We start from the raw sequence: 15,925 nt of genomic DNA, 5'->3' as shown, positions 1-15,925 counted from the left end.
GATTTTGCGCCGAAATCGATTTCGATTCTCGCGGTCATGCGCGAAGCTTTGCACCGCGCCGGCCGATCGCGGATGAGTGCCAGAACGGCGACGAGGGCTGTCGGACTGCCGGACCCTATCTCGCCGGCCGGCTTCAGTACTCGCGTTCGTAGAAAATGCCACCCTTGGCTTCGCCGGCATCGGTGGCTTCGCCGCGCAATTTGACGCCGCGGCCGACGTCGAGATCGATCGCCGCCTTGCCCGAACCCGGCTTGTCGCCCTTCTGGATCGTCACATAGGTGCGGTCGTTGAGATATTTGCCGGCCGAGACCGCGGTGCCGCCCTCCTCGTCGGTGACGACGTCGAGATCGTCGACGCCGATGGCGCTGCGCAGGTTCTGGAGCAGCGAGGTCGAGCCGCCGATGCCGGCCAGTTGCGCGGCGGCTTCGGCAAGCTGGGCGATCTGCAGCGGCGACAGGTTCGACATCGAGCGGCCGAAAATCAGTTGCGCCAGGACCTCGTCCTCTGGCAATGCCGGCACCGACGAGAAGTTGAATTTCGGATTGGTCGCCTCGCCCGAAACCACGATGGTGACGGTGGTGCTGCTCGTCGTCGATGTCGCCGTGAGATTGAGATAAGGCACCAGCGACCCCGAAAAGCCGACCGTGCCTTCGGTGAAGGTCAGCCGCTTGGCCAGGATCGACAGCCGACCGCGCTGCAAGTCAAAGGTGCCGACCGCTTGCGGCGACGATGCCGGGCCGGTCAGCCGCAGCGAACCGCCAAGCTCGGCATCGACGCCCCTGCCCTGGATGAAGATCTGGCTGGGCGCGTTGACCGTGACATCGAGGTTGAGGCCGCCACCACCGCTGCTGCTGCTCGCCGTCGCCGGACGCAACGCCTTGTCTTGCGCGCGCACGGCGGCCGGTGCGTTCTTGTGCCTGATGTTGAGCGCCGCCAGCGAGCCCGGCAACTTTTCGGGAACGGTGATGACGGTCTTGGCCAGGTTGATCGTACCCGAGATCAACGGCGCCGATGCGAGTGGCCCCTTGATGGTCAGGTCGCCGCCGAGATTGGCGGTGACCACCCTGCCGTCGGTGTAGCGACCGTCGACGAGCTTGACCGACAGGTCGGCCGGAAAGCCTTGCGCCGGATTGATGCCGACCGTGCCGCTGGCCGACAGGCTGCCGCGCGTCGACAAATTGCCGGTCAGGCGGTTGATCCTGGCGACGCCATCGCCGATCGCCACATCGGCGGTGATGTCGTTGATTGCAAGTCCCGAGCGTGCATCGATCAGGCGGGCACCTGACGTGCGGACCGTGCCTGTGATCACCGGCGCCGTCGCCGGGCCGCGCACCTTCAGATTGACGTCGGCAGTGCCGCTCAACGACAGGCCTTGTGCGGCCAGTGTCCGGGTCAGGAAGGCGAACGGCACCTTGCCGGAAAAGTCGAGATCAAGCGTCGGCGTGCCTGATGTCGTCATCGTGCCGCCGCCCTTGAGGCCGAGACCGGCGGCATCGCTCATGTTGGCCTCGAAGGTCAGTCGGTTGCCGGAAAACGTGCCGGAGGACGAAACGCCCATGCCGCCGAAACCGGCGCCGCGGGTCTGCGACGTCTGGACGCCTGCGGCGTCGACCTTGAAGGCGACGGCCGGATTGGCCGGCGCGCCCGTCACCTTCACCGTGCCCGAGATCGTGCCGGCGGCATCGAGGCCGGGCGAGAAACTGTTGGCGAGCGACATCGGCACCCGCGCCAGCGTCGCGTTGAGATTGAGCGCCTCCCCGACCTTGCCCGAAACCGTCGCCGTGCCGCCGCCGAGGTTGAGTGCGAGCCTGTCCAGGCTGGTGGTGCCGTTGGCGATGGTGATGGTCGAGGTCTGGGCGATCGCCGCCTTGATGCCGCGCATCGTCGCCTGGCCGGAGGCGAGCTCAACCGTCGTCGTGCCATTGGCGACCCTGACGCGGCCGGCCGCCTTGGCCGGAATGTCCTTGACGGTGGCGCCGCCGGAAAAGCCGGTCCAGTCGCCGTCACGGGTGAGATCGACATCGATGCCGCGAATGACGGTGTCGCCGGAGGTGACGCTGTCGGCCCGGATTTTTCCGGAGATCACCGGTGCCGCGAGATAGTTGCCGATCGATGCATCGATGGTCACCGTCTTCGCCGAAACATCACCGCGTGTAATCGACGCCGTCGAAGCCTTGACGGTGACGCCAGGCGCATTGCCGGTCTTCGAGAACACGATCGTGCCGCGCACGTCGCCTTCCGCCTTTTCCAGCGCAAGCGCTGCCAGCGGTCCGATGTCAGGTAGGTCGAGCGCCACGGTGCCTTCAGGCACGAACGCCTCGTCAAGCGCCAGGTCGCCTGATATCCGGTTCTTGCCGAGCGACAGCAAAAGCCCGTCGATGGCGCGCTTGCCGTTTGACGTCGCCAGCACGGCGCTGCCTTGCAGGGGCTGGCCCGCGACGTTTCCGGTCAGTTGGACATTGGCCGCCGGGTTGGCGGCATCGGCCTTGCCGGTGGCGGTGAGGCTCAACCCGGTGATCTCGCGTTCGGCAACCGAAAGCCGCTCGCTGTTGACCGTCAGCGACAGGTCGGGCGCGGTGCTGGCGCCTTGCGCGTTCAGCGCAAAGGTGATGGCGCCGTTGGCGTCCCCTGACAGAAGCGAGATGTCGGCCAGCGCGCCTTTGATGTCGACGGTGAGCTTGTTGTCGGCAAGGCTGGCCTGCCCGTCGGCGGTCAGCGCGCCGGATACCAGCCTGATCGCATCGGCGGTGACATTGCCATTGGCGTCGCGCTTCAGCGCGGCACTGAGTTCCGTCCGCTGCGCGAGCACGCCGCGCGCTGCCGCCGGCAGCGCCGCGGAAACGGCGTCGGTCTTGAGGTTGAGGTCGATGGCGCCGTCGGCCAGCGAGATCCTTCCATTGAAGCCGCTGTCCAGTACCTCGCTCGTTACCGAGCCGCTGTCGATGACGATGGTATCGGTAGCGAGATCGCCGGCGACCTTGGCAGTAATCTTTCCGGCGAGCAGCGGCGCGATGGTCGGATTGTCCAGGCCGATTTTGTCCGCCGTCACCGTGCCGGAGATCGGCCCTGTTCGGCCCTTCAGATCGAAGGCGTCGGAATGGAGCGCAAGCGCGATGCCTTCGGCCTTGGCGAGGTTGGTGGCGACCGACGGCAGTGTCGCGGAGATATTCAGCGTCGATTGCGTGCCCTGCCCCGCGACCTCCACCGACAGCGCCTGCAACTCGAGCTTGATCGGGCTCTCGGTGCTGCCAAGCGCCAGCGGCAGGCTCGGGCCGGTCGAGGCCAGGTCGAGCGAAAAATCGCTGGCGCCGTTCGGATTGATGGTGCCGGCAGCCTTGCCGGAAATCTTGTCCCCGGCAAGCGTCGCGTTGTCGATGGCGACGCCGCCGGCGGAGGAGAAGCTGCCTGCGGCATCGAGGTTGAGCTGCCCAAGCCCCGCCTGGCGGGTCTGGCTGGTCTCGGCGCCGTTGAGCTGCGCATTGAAACGAATGTCAGGGGCTGCCGACGGTCCCGTCACATGCGCCGTTCCACCGAGTGTGCCCGCGGCGTCGAGGCCGGGTGAAAAATCATTGGCCAGGGCGGCCGGCAGCCCGGAAAACTCTGCCGCGAGATCGAGCGTCTGGCCGGCGGTGCCGGACACTGTCACCGATCCGCCGCCGACATCGAGCATCAGCTTCTCGATGCTGGCCGCGCCATTGGCGATGCTCAGGGTCGACGGCTGCGCGATCGCCGCCTTGATGCCGCGAATGGTCGCTTCGCCGGAAGCGATTTCGACGCTTGTCGTGCCGTCCGCGATCCTCACCCTGCCTTCGGCCCTGGCCGGAATTCCGGCAACGGTGGCGCCGCCGGAAAACCCGGTCCAGTCGCCGTCGCGCTTCAAATCGACATCGATGCCGCTGATCACGGTGCCGCCGGAGGTGACGCTGTCGGCACGGATTTTACCGGAGATCGCCGGTGCGGCGACATAGTTGGCAATCAGCGCATCGATGGTGACCGTCTTTGCCGAAAGATCGCCGCGCGAAATTGAATCTGTGGTCGCCTTGATGGCGACATGAGGCGCATTGCCGGTCTTCGAGAAGACGATCGTGCCACGCACGTCGCCGTCAGCTTTTTCCAGCGCCAGGGCTGCGAGCGGACTGATATCGGGTAGATCCAGCGCAACCGTGCCGAGCGGCAGGAATCGATCGTCGAGAGCAAGGTCGCCGGAAACTTTGTTGTCGCCCAGTGACAGGCTTAGTCCGTTTATGGACCGCTTTCCCTGGCGCGTTACCAGCGACGCCTTGAAATCGAGTGGCTCGTCATTGACGGATCCGGTGAGCGAGATATCGGCCGCCGGGCTGGCGATGTTGCCCTTCCCCGTCGCGGTGAGCTTTAGCCCGGTGATTTCTCGCGCCGCCACCGAAAGCCGGTCGCTGTTGACCGTCAGCGACAGGTCGGGCGCGGTGTTGGCGCCTTGCGCGTTCAGCGCGAAGGTGATGGCGCCCTTGGCATCCCCGGACAGAAGCGAGATGTCGGCGAGCGCGCCCTTGACGTCGGCGCTGACCTTGTTGTCGGCGAGGCTGGCCTGCCCGTCGGCGCTGAATGCACCTGATACCAGCCTGATGGCGTTGGCGATAACATTGCCGTTGGCGTCGCGCTTCAGTGCCGCGCTGAGCTGCGTCCGCTCGGCGAGCACGCCGCGCACTGCCGCCGGCAGTGCCGCGGAAGCCGCAACCGCCCTGAGGTTGAGATCGATGGCGCCATCGGCCAGGGAGACCCTTCCATTAAAGCCGCTGTCCAGTACCTCGCTCGTTACCGAGCCGCTGTCGATGACGATGGTATCGGTAGCGAGATCGCCGGCGACCTTGGCAGTAATCTTTCCGGCGAGCAGCGGCGCGATGGTCGGATTGTCCAGGCCGATTTTGTCCGCCGTCACCGTGCCGGAGATCGGCCCTGTTCGGCCCTTCAGATCGAAGGCGTCGGAATGGAGCGCAAGCGCGATGCCTTCGGCCTTGGCGAGGTTGGTGGCGACCGACGGCAGTGTCGCGGAGATATTCAGCGTCGATTGCGTGCCCTGCCCCGCGACCTCCACCGACAGCGCCTGCAACTCGAGCTTGATCGGGCTCTCGGTGCTGCCAAGCGCCAGCGGCAGGCTCGGGCCGGTCGAGGCCAGGTCGAGCGAAAAATCGCTGGCGCCGTTCGGATTGATGGTGCCGGCTGCCTTGCCGGAAATCTTGTCTCCGGCAAGCGTCGCGTTGTCGATGGCGACGCCGCCGGCGGAGGAGAAGCTGCCTGCCGCATCGAGGTTGAGCTGCCCAAGCCCCGCCTGGCGGGTCTGGCTGGTCTCGGCGTCGTTGAGCTGCGCATCGAAACGAATGTCAGGGGCTGCCGACGGTCCCGTCACATGCGCCGTTCCACCGAGCGTGCCTACGGCGTCGAGGCCGGGTGAAAAATCATTGGCCAGGGCGGCCGGCAGCCGGGAAAACTCTGCCGCAAGGTCGAGCGTCTGGCCGGCGGTGCCGGATACGGTCACCGATCCGCCGCCGACATCGAGCATCAGCTTCTCGATGCTGGCGTTGCCATTGGCGATGCTCAGGGTCGACGGCTGCGCGATCGCCGCCTTGATGCCGCGAATGGTCGCTTCGCCGGAAGCGATTTCGACGCTTGTCGTGCCGTCGGCGATCTTCACCCTGCCTTCGGCCCTGGCCGGAATGCCGGCGACGGTGGCGCCGCCGGAAAACCCGGTCCAGTCGCCGTCGCGCTTCAAATCGACACCGATGCCGCTGATCACGGTGGCGCCTGATGTGACCGTGTCGGCCTTGATCGTGCCGGAGATCGCCGGCGCATTGAGAAAGTTGGCGACCAGCGCCTTGACGGCGATGGTCTTCGCCGCCAGATCGCCGCGGGAAATAGACCCGCTCGTCATATCGATGACTACCGTCGGCGCGCCACCATCATTCGAGAGGCGGATGCTGCCCTGCACGTCGCCGGCCGCCGTCTGCCCGGCAAGCGCGGCCAGCGGGCCGATATCGGGCGCTTCGAGGGTCAGCGTGCCGAGCGGCAGCAAGCTGTCGTCGAGCACGAGATCGCCCGAGACCTTGTTGTCGGCCAGCGACAGGCTAAGCCCGTTGAGGGAACGCGTTCCGTCACGCGTCACCAAAGATGCCCTGAGATCGAGCGGCTGGTCGTCGACGAACCCTGTCAGTGCGACATCGGCAGCGGGATTGACGATGTCGGCCTTGCCCGTCGCTGTCAGCTTGATCGTCTTGACCGTCCGGCCCGACGCGGTCAGGCTGTCGCTGTCGGCCGAGACCGAGAAATCCGGCGCCGAGCGCGCGCCGCTCGCCGTCAGCGCGAAATTGACGGCCCCGCCGACCGGTACGCCAACCATCGGCGACAGCACCGAGACATCGCCGAGCGTGCCCCTGATGTCGGCCTGGATGTCGGTGCCCGTCGCGCTGGCGGTGCCGCTGGCGCTGAGCGAGCCCGAATTGAGTCGCAGCGCATTGGCGGCAAACAAGCCTTGCGGGTCGCGGGTCGCGGTCGCCGAGAATGTCACACGCTCGCCGAGAACCGGGCGGATCTGCGGCGGCAGCGCAGTCGAGACGGCATCGGCATTCATCTTGAGCGTCATCGCCAGATCGGCCAGCGTCACCTTGGATGTCACCGAGGCATTGAGCGCATCGCTGCGCAGCGTGCCTTGATCGACGACGATCTCGTCCTTGCTGACCGACCCGGCGAGGTCGGCGGTGACCCTGCCGGTCACCAGCGGCGCCAGCGTCGCCACGTCGGTGTTCAGGCCGCCGGCGATAAGCTTGATGGTGACCGGTCCGCTGCGGTCCTGGATGTCAAAGCCGTCGGAATGGATTTCGGCCACCAGATCGTCCACCCGCGTGCCGCCCGCCACCACCGAGACCAAGGACGCGCCGATGTCGATTATCGGCGCCTTGCCGCCGCCGAACGCGCGAGCCGTGGCGCCGGTGATCGCGACCGTCACCGGCTGCGCCGCGGCGCCGAGGCTGAGCACGATTGGTGGACCCTTGGCGGCGAGTTCCACCGAAAGGTCGCTGGCGCCGTTGGGGTCGATGATGCCCGCGGCGGTGCCATGCACGGCATCGCTGTCGATGCTGGCGCGCTCGACCTCGACGCCGCCCGTCACGATCGCGGTTCCGGCGAGGTCGAAGCTGGTCTTGCCGGCAAACAAGGATTTCAGATTGTCGGGCAAGAAGCGCTGGAAGTCGCCGTCGCCCTTGGCCTCGACATAGTTGCCCTTGTCGGTGAGCTGGTGGCGACCTGTGAGCTGGGTGACGATCTGGCCGTCGACGACGAAGGTACCGATGCCGCTCCAATTGGCGACCGGCCCGGTGCCGGTGACGACGATGTTGACCGGCGGCGCATCCGGCAATTTGAGCAGATTGGCGATGATGCCGCCGGCCGGCTCCGACGCCTTCAGATCGAGGTCCAGCTTGTTGTCGGCGGGCGCGAAATGGATGTTGGCGTCGAGCTTGCCTTGCTTGCCGTCGCGGCGGGTGATGTTGAGGCTGGTTGCGAGCGCCAATGGCGCCGCATCGGCCTTGAACGATCCCTTGGCGGCGAGCTCGGCGATACCGCTGCCGACCAGCGCCTGCCCGAGCGCGATTTCCGGCAGGTCGATCTGCTTGATGTCGAGCGACACCGGCAGCGTGGTGGCGCCACCTTGGCTCGGCTGCGTGCCGGCCGCCGGCAGCCGCGCCAGTTCGATGCGATCGGCGCCGATGCGGCCGGCGCTGAAGTTTTTCGACAGAAGCGCCAGCGGCGACCAGTCGACGGCCACCTTGCGCGCCACCAGCCAGGCGCCCTGGCGATCCTCCAGGACCACATGGTCGACCGTCAGCGCGCCGGACCAGATGCCGTCGATGCCGCTGACCGTGACCTTCTGGTCATCGGTCGACGCCACGGTCGAGATGATGCCGGCGAGATTGGCGCGGCCGCGCTCGGTCTTGGTCAGCACGACGAGCGCACCGACCACCGCCGCCACCAGGACGAGCAGCGTGTAAAGGGCAATGCGAAGGATGCGCTTGAACATTGTCATCAAAACGCCTGGCCGATACCGGCATAGATGCCGAAATCCGGGTCGTCGGGATCCGGGTTGAGCGGCACCGCCGCATCGATGCGCAACGGTCCGAACGGCGTAATATAGCGCAAGCCGACGCCGGCGCCGACCTTCATGCCGGAAAAATCCGGGAATTGATCGGTCGAGACGGTGCCGGCATCGACGAACGGCACGACGCCGATCGTGTCGTTGATGGCGATGCGCATCTCGAACGAGGTCTCGAAGAAGGACAGCCCGCCGATCGGCTCTCCGTCGGCGTCCTTCGGACCGATGCCCTGATAGGCATAACCGCGGACCGAGCCGCCGCCGCCGGAATAGAAGCGCCGGTCGGCCGGAACATCCTGAAGGCCGGCGCCGATGATCGAGCCGATGACGACGCGTTCGGCCAGGACGAACTTCGAGGCCGCGTCGAGCGACTGATAGGCCGATCCTTCGCCCCTAAGCTTGACGAAGGCGGCACCGTTCAAAATGTCGTAGCTCGGCTCGGCATAGGCCAGCGCCCTGAATCCGGTCGTCGGGTTGAGCCGGTTGTCGCGGTTGTCGTAGACATAGCGCAGCGGAATGCTGGCGATCAGAAAAGTGTGCTTGCCGAAGGAATCGGTGATCTTCGAATAGTCGAGCGCGACTTCCGCCGAAACCGTCTGCTGCCGGTCGAGGTCATACGACAGGCCGGTGTTGCCCTTGACCGAGAAACGGTCGTAGGCGTCGGGATGCTCCAGCACGGTGTTGGCGCCGGCGAAGAATTTAGACGCCGGCCCGACCACGCCCGGCTTTTCGAACATGATGCCGGCATTGTAGTTGAGCTCGGTCAGTTCGTTGCTGCCGATGCCGCTGATTTCACCCTCGATGCGCAGTTTTTCGGCACGGCCGAACAGATTGCGGTGACCCCAATAGCCTTCGAGGCCGAGCCCCTCGGTGTTGGAGAAGGTGCCGCCAAGGCCGAAATAGCGCGGCTTGCGCTCGCTCACTTCGACGCCGATCGGGATGTTGCCATCGGCGTCGAGACCGTCGGCCTCCTTCAGCGTCACGCTGTTGAAGACTTCCAGCCCGAGCAGCCGGTCGCGCGCCTCGTCGACCTCTTCCGGCGAATATTGGCGGCCGCGCTTCAGGCCGGTCATGTATTCGGTGAAATCGCGGTCGACCTTTTCGGTGCCTTCGACCGTGGTGTCGCCATAGCCGGCAACCGGCCCGGCGGCCACGGTCAGCGCCACGTCGAGCGTCGAGGTGGCGTGATCGGCAACGATCTCGCGGGCGGTCACCTTGGCCAGCGGCCTGCCGTCCTCCTTGAGCGCCCGCACGATCGACGCCTCGGCCTTGAGCACGGCACCGGAACCGGCATCGCCGCCGGCGATCAGGCCGAAATCGGCGCCCGACAGCCCCGCCGCATCGCCCTCCAGCCTGATGTCGCCAAGCGTGAACTTCGGCCCGGCCGCAATGTTGATCACCACCGGAATCGGCTGCGGACCCGAGAATTCGGCGTCCGGCGGCAAATCGTCGAGCGGCTTGCCTTCGATGGTAATGGTGACGACGCCCTCGTAGCGGGCGTCCGCATAAAGGGCGGCGACAAGCTGATCGCGGTCGGCACGCGCCTTGGCCAGCAGGCCGAGCGAACCGGAGACCGGACGTTCTTCGTCGTCCTTCAGCGCCGAGGCGTTTTCGAGCTTTTCGGCGAGATCCTCGTCGGCGTCGGGCGCCTCGATGGTCACCGCATAGCGCAGCGGATCGACGATGTCGGCATCTTCATCCTCCGACGATCCCCACAGCTTGATGCCGAAGATCTCGAAAGCGGCCGCATTTCCGCTCGCGCCAATCAGTGCAGTCGAGCATAGCAAGGCGGAAAGCAAGGCGAGCGAAAACACGCGCCGTGGCGCGGTTCCTCCCGACATCTGCCTTTCATACGCCGACATTACAACTCTACACTAGCGGCCAAAGCTAAAATTGGAATGAAGTTCTGAATTGCTCGTAAACGGGCCACAATCCAAATGCCACAATCCAACTGTCTGAAATGGACAGGGCTTGGAATTCACACCTTCTGCGTCGCCGCAAGAAAGCGTGATCCCTGTCCTGTGGAGGTACTACCGGTCATCGGCCGGAAAGGAAACCGTTGGCAGGCGGGAACCTGCCGCGTCCTTGTGTTGACAAGCTGGACCGAAGCTTGAACATGTCTGGGCGTAACGTGGACGTAACGTAAGCAGTGTCCGGAGGGGTGTCATGGCAATGCGCGCGGCTCGTGGTCTGTCGATTCTTTTTCTTCTCTTTTTCGCTTGGGGCAGTGTCGCGCAAGCGGCCGAAGCGCGCCGGGTGGTGACATCGGACAATTCCGATTATTTCGGCTTCGATCTCAGATCCGACCAGAACGTCAGCCTCGATCAGTGCACGACGACATGTCTCGGCGATCCCGCCTGCCGCGCCTTCACCTACAACCCCAAGGCCAAATGGTGTTTTCTCAAATCCGATTATAACACGCTGAAGCCCTTCAAGGGCGCCGTCGCCGGCAAGGTCGTCAACGTCGAAGGCGACCCCGACATCGGCGCGCCGCCGGCGCTCGCCTTCTTCCCCGCCTGGATGGCCGACCAGGCCCAGCAATACCGCAACAGGCTCACCGGCCCGGCCTACACCAAGCCCACCGAAGGACTGACGGCGCTGCGGGAGGCGGCAAGGCAAGCGTCGCAGACCGGCGACCACCGCTTGGCCGTTCAAAAATACGAGGCTTTGGTTTCGGTATTGCCCGACGATGGCCAACTCTGGCTTGAACTGGCGCGGGAAACACTTGCCGTGCAGCCGACCGCCAACAGCGCCGAGGCGTCGACCCTGCCGGCGAACGCCACCTCCGCCGGCTTCAACGCCTACAAATTGCTGCGCACCACAACAACCCGTGCCGAAGCGCTGGCACTGCTTGGCGACGGGCTCGATCGCCGCGACCTCGCTCGGCCGGCCCTGCAGGCCTACGAAGCGAGCCTCGCGCTGGTCAGTTCGCCCTGGGTCACGGCCGCCTACCACGACCTCAAGGCGCGCAAGGGCTTCCGCGTCGTCGATCACACGGTCGACGCCGACACCAGCGCGCCACGCATCTGCGCGCAATTTTCCGAAGACCTGGTCAAGACCGGCGTCGACTACGCGCAATTCGTCACTGTCGACAACGCCGCCCCCAAGGGCGTCGAGGCCAAGGACAAGCAGATCTGCGTCGAGGGGCTCGAGCACGGCCAGCATTACGACGTGACCTTCCGTCCCGGCCTGCCGGCCGCCATCGGCGAGGTGATCTCCACCCCTGTGGTGCTGTCGATCTATGTGCAGGACCGCGCCCCGTCCGCCCGTTTCACCGGCGACAGCTTCGTGCTGCCGGCCGGCGCCCGCCGAGGCATCCCGGTCGTCACCGTCAACATGAGCGCCGCCGAAATGAAGCTTTTTCGCATCGGCGATCGCTCGCTGACCCAGCTTCTGTCCGGCTACCAGTTCCTGCGCCAGCTTGACGGCTACGACATCTCCAACATTTCCGATCAGATGGGCGAGCCGGTTTGGCAGGGCCAGCTCGACATCGCCAACGACCTGAACAAGGAAGTCACCACCTCCTTCCCGGTCGACGAGGCGCTGCCGCAGCGCAAGCCCGGCGTCTATGTGCTGACCGCGCAACCGGTCGACGAGAACGACGACGACTATGATTCGCGCGCCACGCAATGGTTCGTCGTCTCCGATATCGGCCTGTCGACCTATACCGGGCAGGACGGGCTGAACGTCTTTGCCCGTTCGCTCGCAACCGCCAAGCCGATATCAGGTGCTGAACTGACGCTGCTGGCCAGGAACAACGAGATCCTCGGCACCGCGACCACGGACGGTGAAGGCCGCGCCGTCTTCAACCCCGGACTGACGCGCGGCGACGGCGGCATGGTGCCGGCCGTGCTGACAGCCAGGCAGGGTGACAGCGACTTCGTCTTCCTCGACATGGGCCGCGCCGGCTTCGATCTTTCCGATCGCGGCGTCACCGGGCGTCCGGCGCCGGGCGCGCTCGACGTCTATGCCTGGACCGAACGCGGCATCTACCGCGCCGGCGAGGACGTCCATGTCGCAGCACTTGCCCGCGACAGCGCCGCCAAGGCGGTCGAGAACCTGCCGCTGACCTTCATCTTCACCCGTCCCGACGGCGTCGAGAACCGCCGCATCATCAGCGACGGCGCATCGGCCGGCGGCCATGCCGTCGACCTGCCGCTCGAAGCCAACGCCATGCGCGGCACCTGGACGGTGGCGATCCACACCGACCCCAAGCAGGCGGCGGTCGCCAGCCAGATGTTTTTGGTCGAGGATTTCGTGCCGGATCGCATCGAGTTCGACCTGTCCTCCGACAAGCAGGAGATCGCGCAGGGCGAAACCGCTAACGTTACCGTCGACGGCCGCTTCCTTTATGGCGCGCCGGCCGCCGGGCTGGCGCTCGAAGGCGAACTGACGCTGTCGACCACCCGCGCCTGGGACCGCTTCAAGGGCTATTCCTTCGGCCTCGCCGACGAGCAGTCGGCGGAACCGTCAGTCACCCCGTTCACCGGCCTGCCGGTGGTCGGCGACGACGGCAAGGCGACCTTCCCGGTTTCCGTCGACCAGTTGCCCTCGACCACCAGGCTGGTCGACGCCAAGGTTACGGTCAGGATGCGCGAGACCGGCGGCCGCGCCGTCGAACGCTCGCTCAACTTCGCCATCCGGCCGCAGGGCCAGATGATCGGCATCCGCCCGGATTTCGACGGCGACGAGGTGCCGCAAGGCGGCACGGCGAAGTTCGGCCTGATTGCCGTCGACCCCGACGGCAAGCGCGAGGCGCTCCAAGGCGCGCAATGGTCGCTGGTCAAGGTCGAACGCAACTACCAATGGTACCGCTCCAGCAGTTCCTGGAATTATGAGCCGGTGACCTTCACCAAGTCGGTGGCCAGCGGCCAGGTCGACATGACCGCCGACGGCGAGGCCACCGTCTCGCTGCCGGTCGACTGGGGCCGCTACCGGCTCGAGATCGAGACGTCTGACCCGGAGGGCCCGGCGACCAGCTACGAGTTCGACGCCGGCTGGTATGTCAGCTCCACCACCACCGAAACGCCCGACGGCCTCGAAATCGCCCTCGACAAGGACAGCTATGCGGCCGGCGAAGTGGCCAAGCTCAAAGTGTCGCCGCATTTTGCCGGCGAGCTGCTCGTCACCATCGGCGCCGACAAGCTCTTGAAGACCGTCACCGCCAGCGTGCCGGCCGGCGGCAGCACCATCGACATCCCGGTCGGCGACGACTGGGGCGCCGGCGCCTATGTCACGGCAACGCTGTTCAGGCCGGGTGATGCGCAGGAAACCCGCATGCCGGCGCGCGCCATCGGCGTCAAATGGCTGAAGGTCGATCCGGGCTCCAAGAAGCTCGCCGTCAGCCTGACGCCGCCGGACAAGACCATGCCGCGCCAGCAGCTGTCGATCCCGGTTTCGGTGGCCGGCGTGCGGCGGGGCGCCAACGCCTATGTCATGGTCGCGGCCGTCGATGTCGGCATTCTCAACCTGACCAACTACAAGGTGCCGGATCCGGAGACCTGGTTCTTCGGCCAGCGCATGCTCGGCCTTGAAGTACGCGACCTCTACGGCCGCCTGATCGACGGCTCGCTGGGCACGACTGGCAAGCTGCGCAGTGGCGGCGACGGCGCCAACATCCAGTCGCAAGGCAGCCCGCCGACCGAAAAGCTGGTCGCCTTCTTCTCCGGTCCGGTCCAGCTCGACGCCGACGGCAAGGCGCGGGTCGACTTCGACATCCCACAGTTCAACGGCACCGTGCGCGTCATGGCCGTCGCCTGGACCGAGGACGGGGTCGGTCACGCCCAGTCCGACGTGATCGTGCGCGATCCGGTGGTGATCACAGCCGGCCTGCCGCGCTTCCTGGCGCCCGGCGATTCGGCGTTCATGCGGCTCGACGTCACCGACGCCGACGGTCCGGAGGGCGACTATGCGCTGTCGATCGACACGTCAGGCGATCTTTCGACCGGCAGTGCCGCCCTGCCCGAAAAGCTGACACTGGCCAAGGGCAAGCGGCAGACGCTGACCGTGCCGTTGATCGCTGAGGCGCCGGGGAACGCTTCGATCACCATCAAGCTCGCCCATGCCGACGGCACCGCTGTCGAGCAGACGCTCTATGTCCCGGTGCGCCCGGCGCAATTGCCGGTGACCACCCGCATGGTGGTCGACCTCAAGGGCAATGGCGGCTCGCTGCGCGTCGACAAGGAGCTCTTGGCGGCAAGCCTGCTCGACGGTGCTTCGGTCAGCGTCGGCGTTTCACAGGCGGCGGCCTTCGACGTGCCCTCGCTGCTGATGACGCTCGACCGCTACCCCTATGGCTGCGCCGAGCAGACCACCAGCCGCGCCATGCCGCTGCTCTATGTCAACGAGATGGCGTCGGGCATCGGCCTGGCCAGCGACACCGACCTGCACGGCCGCATCCAGGACGCCATCTACAAGGTGCTGAGCTATCAGGCCTCGGCCGGCAGCTTCGGCCTGTGGGGCCCGGGCTCCGGCGATTTGTGGCTCGACGCCTATGTCACCGACTTCCTGACCCGGGCGCGCGAGCAGAAATACGACGTGCCGGCGCTGGCGATGAACCAGGCGCTGAGCAATCTGCAAAACGCGATCGGCTATGACCAGGACGTCAAGGATCGCGGCAGCGAGATCGCGTATGCGCTCTATGTGCTGGCCCGCAACAAGAAGGCCTCGATCGGCGATCTGCGCTACTACGCCGACACCCAGCTCGAAGCCTTTACCAGCCCGATGGCCGTCGCCCAATTGGCGGCGGGCCTGGCGCTCTATGGCGACACGCAGCGCTCGGAAGCCACCTTCCAGGCCGCCCTGCAACTGGCCAATTCGACCTCGGCATACGACTACTACAGGTCCGATTATGGCTCGCCGCTGCGTGACGGCGCAGCGATGCTGGCGCTTGCCGCCGAATCCAAGCCGGTGCCGACGATCGTGCCGGCGCTGATCAAGCGGGTGACGCAGGAACGCGCCGCCGTCAGATGGACCAGCACGCAGGACGAGTCCTGGATGCTGCTGGCGGCGCGTGCCCTGAAGGCCGGCAATGATGCGATCGCGCTGACCATCAATGGCGCGCCGCATGCCGGCGCCTATTCGGACCAGATCGCCGGCAGCGACATTGCCGACAGTCCGCTGACCGTCGCCAACACCGGCAGCAACCCGTTGCAGGCGGTCGTCACCACGGTGGCCTCGCCGATCCAGCCGCTGCCGGCCAGCGGCGACGGCTTCACCATCGGCCGCACCTACTACAAGCTCGACGGCACCGAAGCCAATGTCACGCAGGCGACCCAGAACGAACGCTATGTCGTCGTGCTCAGTATCTACGAGCAGAACAAATGGCCGTCGCGGCTGGTGATCACCGATCTGCTGCCGGCCGGCTTCGAGATCGATAATCCGGGCCTGGTTTCCAGCGCCCAATTGTCGAATTTTTCCTGGCTGGCCCAGACCGACGCCGCCCATCTCGAATTCCGCGACGACCGTTTCGTCGCCGCTTTCAATCCGAACGACGGCGACGGCGACCGCAACATCACGCTCGCCTATGTCGTGCGTGCGGTGACGCCGGGCACCTATGCCCATCCGGCGGCTACCGTCGAAGACATGTACCGGCCGCAATATTCGGCCCGCACCGCGACCGGCATGATGGAGGTCAGGGCGCCGTAAGGCAAAGATGGCGAACCATGGCGATGGCGCTGCCCCTCATTGCCCTGCCGGGCATTTCTCCCCGTATAGTGGCGGGGAGAAAGAGGCCTGCGCCGAAATTTTCGCCAAACTCGAACGCTGCTGAAAAGCCGCTGTGGGCCGTGACAGCCCCCTTCTCCCCGT

At 66.0% G+C, this 15,925-nt stretch carries 3 protein-coding genes; 1 reads left to right on the top strand and 2 read right to left on the bottom strand.

Features of this window, described 5'->3' with window-relative positions; genetic code table 11:
* Positions 1-133: 133 nt before the first annotated feature.
* Together AC0L2Z_RS29975 and AC0L2Z_RS29970 are read right to left on the bottom strand one after the other, a co-directional pair.
* Positions 134-8,050 carry a translocation/assembly module TamB domain-containing protein gene (locus tag AC0L2Z_RS29975; protein WP_473630044.1) on the bottom strand — a complete coding sequence of 2,639 codons (7,917 nt, stop codon included), beginning with the start codon at positions 8,048-8,050 and terminating at the stop codon, positions 134-136.
* The gene (locus AC0L2Z_RS29970) at positions 8,050-9,978 is read right to left on the bottom strand and encodes an autotransporter assembly complex protein TamA (protein ID WP_287300786.1); all 1,929 of its coding nucleotides are present in this window, start codon (positions 9,976-9,978) and stop codon (positions 8,050-8,052) included. Before AC0L2Z_RS29970 ends, AC0L2Z_RS29975 begins: the two co-directional genes overlap by 1 nt.
* A gap of 304 nt (positions 9,979-10,282) precedes the next feature.
* Here AC0L2Z_RS29970 and AC0L2Z_RS29965 point away from each other — a divergent pair, with 304 nt between their 5' ends.
* Positions 10,283-15,763: an alpha-2-macroglobulin family protein gene (locus tag AC0L2Z_RS29965; protein ID WP_473630043.1), complete on the top strand. Its 5,481-nt coding sequence runs from the start codon at positions 10,283-10,285 to the stop codon at positions 15,761-15,763.
* The last annotated feature ends 162 nt before the right edge of the window (positions 15,764-15,925 follow it).

It is taken from the genome of Mesorhizobium sp. WSM4850, from assembly GCF_055811735.1.
This window is presented reverse-complemented; position numbering and strand designations above follow the sequence as displayed.

Coding starts and splice junctions, on each gene's coding strand:
- AC0L2Z_RS29975 (WP_473630044.1), bottom strand. CDS start 8,050: ATGACAATGTTCAAGCGCATCCTTCGCATTGCCCTTTACACGCTGCTC.
- AC0L2Z_RS29970 (WP_287300786.1), bottom strand. CDS start 9,978: ATGTCGGCGTATGAAAGGCAGATGTCGGGAGGAACCGCGCCACGGCGC.
- AC0L2Z_RS29965 (WP_473630043.1), top strand. CDS start 10,283: ATGGCAATGCGCGCGGCTCGTGGTCTGTCGATTCTTTTTCTTCTCTTT.